2 protein-coding genes and 1 pseudogene are annotated in these 2556 nt (G+C 73.4%); 1 reads left to right on the top strand and 2 read right to left on the bottom strand.

What is annotated here, in order from left to right:
- Both QHF89_RS49770 and mltG read right to left on the bottom strand, forming a co-directional pair.
- Positions 1-277: pseudogene (locus QHF89_RS49770) on the bottom strand (hypothetical protein); the annotation flags it as partial.
- Entirely contained in the window at positions 274-1533 is a 1260-nt protein-coding gene (mltG, locus tag QHF89_RS49765; RefSeq protein ID WP_284722026.1) for an endolytic transglycosylase MltG, read from the bottom strand. The pseudogene QHF89_RS49770 and the gene mltG, both read right to left, overlap by 4 nt.
- A gap of 107 nt (positions 1534-1640) precedes the next feature.
- Here mltG and QHF89_RS49760 point away from each other — a divergent pair, with 107 nt between their 5' ends.
- Positions 1641-2408, top strand: coding sequence for a hypothetical protein (locus QHF89_RS49760; RefSeq protein ID WP_136972731.1), 768 nt, complete (start codon positions 1641-1643; stop codon positions 2406-2408).
- Positions 2409-2556 lie beyond the last annotated feature (148 nt).

Below are 2556 nucleotides of genomic sequence, written 5' to 3'. Positions count from 1 at the left end.
CTTCCGGGGCCGCCGCGGAGGCGGAGGCGGACGCCGATGCGGCAGGCTCGGGCGCTGCGGCGGAAGCAGCCGCCGACGCAGGCGCGGCGGCGGAGGCGGGCGCGGGTGCGACGGCGGAGGCGGGCGCGGCGGCCGTCGTGGTCGTCGGGGCCGGCGCCGAGCCGTCGGGGGCGGTGGCGCCCGAGCAGGCCACGAGCAGCGGCGCGGCGAGGAGACAGGCGAGCCGCAGGGCGGTTTTCGAGACGAGGGTTTGGCGCTTTCGATCGGGGGGGTTCATTCGGGTCTCTCGGCGCTCGGCGAGGTCGCGCGGAGCTTGCGGACGGCCTCGTTGTGCTGGTCGAGCGCCTCGCTGAAGGTGTGACGGCCGCCTCCCTTGGCCACGAAATAGAGGTATTTCGTCGCCGAGGGCGCGAGCACGGCCTCGATGGACGGAGCGCCGGGGTTCGCGATGGGGCCGGGCGGCAATCCGTCGTTCACGTACGTGCTGTATCGATTCTTCGCGTCCCGGTTGATGGCCGGGGTGATCTTGCCCGTGAAGCCGGCGCAGGCCGGGACGACGTCGGGCTCGGAGAAACAAGCGTACGACGCCGTGGGATCGGATTGCAGGCGTTTCGGCTTGAACGTGGGGTCGAGCAGGCGGTTCAAGAAGACACTCGCGATGAGCGGGCGCTCGTCGGCCTGGACCGCTTCTTTCTCGACGATCGAGGCGAGGATCAGGATCTCGCGGCGGCCATACCCGAGCGTATTGCGGAGCGACGCGAAGCCCGCGGCGTGTTGCGTCGCAAGCGCGGCCCAGCGGCGATCGGCCTCCGTGACGAGGCGGCGGACGATCTCTTTGGGATCGGTGTCGAGCGGGAAATCGTAGGTCGCCGGGAAGAGATATCCCTCGGCGCTCTCGACGCCGAGCGCGCCCTTGCGCTCGATGCCGAGCTCGTCGAGCAGGAGCGGGTCGGCGCTCGCGCGGAGGAAGGCGTTTTTGCCCGCGACGCGGAGTTTTTCGAGGCGGGTCGCGATGTCGAAGCGGTGGTAGCCCTCGGGGATGGTGACGCGCGTGGTGGGGCGCTTCGACGAGCGTTCGAGGAGGTGACGCAGGTCCCAGGGGTCGAGGCCCTGCGGGAGGAGGTGCGGGCCGGGGACGAACGCGCCCGTGCCGCCGGTCGTGCGCAGGAACATGGCCATCGCGCCCTCGTTGCGGACGAGGTCGTGCCGGGCGAGCAGGGCTGCGGCCTCGTCGCTGTCGAGGCCGGCCGGCCAGTCGAGCTCGACCGTCGTGCCCGCGTCCGGGGCGTGCAGGTGGCCATAGCCGAGGACAAGGGCGAGGAGCGCGAGGCCCACGGTGCTGACGGCGCCCGCGATCGCGAAGAGGGCTGCGCGGCCGCGGGGCGAGAGGCGAGCGCGGGGTGTGCGGGGCGCGCGGGGCTTTTTGGGCGAGGGCGGCAGCGACGACGGGGCCGGCGCGCCGGCCTCGGAGGGCGCTGGGGGCGAGGCGCGGCGGCGGCGACGCCCGGGGGAAGACGGGGCTCTCGTGGGCACGGCGGGACCCGTGCAAAGCACCAAACGCCGAAGGGCGTCAAGCCGAACGTTGCCACGGGGCGCCTCCGAGGGCCATGATGCCGCGGTCGAGGAGGTCCTTTCCCCGCATGGCATCCAAGGCCGTCACCGATCGGCAGAAGTCCGCGCGCGCCGTGACCGCGGCAGCGCACACGCACGCAAACGAGGTGGCGGGACGTGTCGCCGAGCTGCTCTCGCCGCACCTCCGGCCCGACGAGGACATGCCGGACGTGGGGCTCCTCCTTCGCCTCGTCGGCAGGCTCATCGCGACGGAGAACGAGGCGCTCGTGCGCGCCGACGCGGCCCACGAGCGGGAGCTCGCCGACGATGCGGCGCCGCGCAAGGCGCGGGACGAGGCGGTCGAGAAGGTGCGGCGGATCCTGGTGGATCTGCGCGCGGCGGTGGAGACGACGTGCGGGATGGCGGGGCTGCCGCGGCTGCACCTCCTGGAGGCGGTGCCGACGGATCCTTCGGTGCTCGCGAATATCGGGCGTTCGGTGCTGGACGCGCTGCGCGACGAGTCGGTGCGGCTGCCGGCGCCGCGGCGGCGGGGGCTCTCGCTCGATCGGGAGGCCTTTGCCGAAGAGCTCGAGCTCGAGCTACCGCCGCTGGAGAAGGCGCTCGCGGCGGTGGCGCGCGAGGCGCGCGAGGCCGAGGCGACGTTGCGGCAGAAGCGGTCGGCGATGGAGGCGAACGATCGCGCGTTCAGCCGCGGAGCGGCGGTCCTGTCGTCGACGTTTGCGCTGGCGGATCTGGAGGAGCTGGCGGGGCGCGTGCGGCCCTCGCAGCGTCAGCCGGGCGAGACGAACGAGTTCGAGATGGCGGCGACGCGGGCGGAGACGGGCGCCGACGGCTGAGCCTACGGGCCATGCACGCCACGCCCGGGGCGCTGCCCCGGACCCCGCGGGGGGCTGTCCGCCCCCTTGTATCTGAAGGCTGCGCTAGGGTTCGGGGGTCTGGAGGCAGAGGGCGCGGTAGACCGTGGCCCCTTGGGTCTTCGAGCCC

The organism is Polyangium sorediatum, assembly GCF_029946465.1.
GTDB classification, from domain to species: domain Bacteria; phylum Myxococcota_A; class Polyangia; order Polyangiales; family Polyangiaceae; genus Polyangium; species Polyangium fumosum.
Note: the sequence above shows the minus strand (reverse complement) of the source record. Positions and strands in the feature narration are given on the sequence as shown.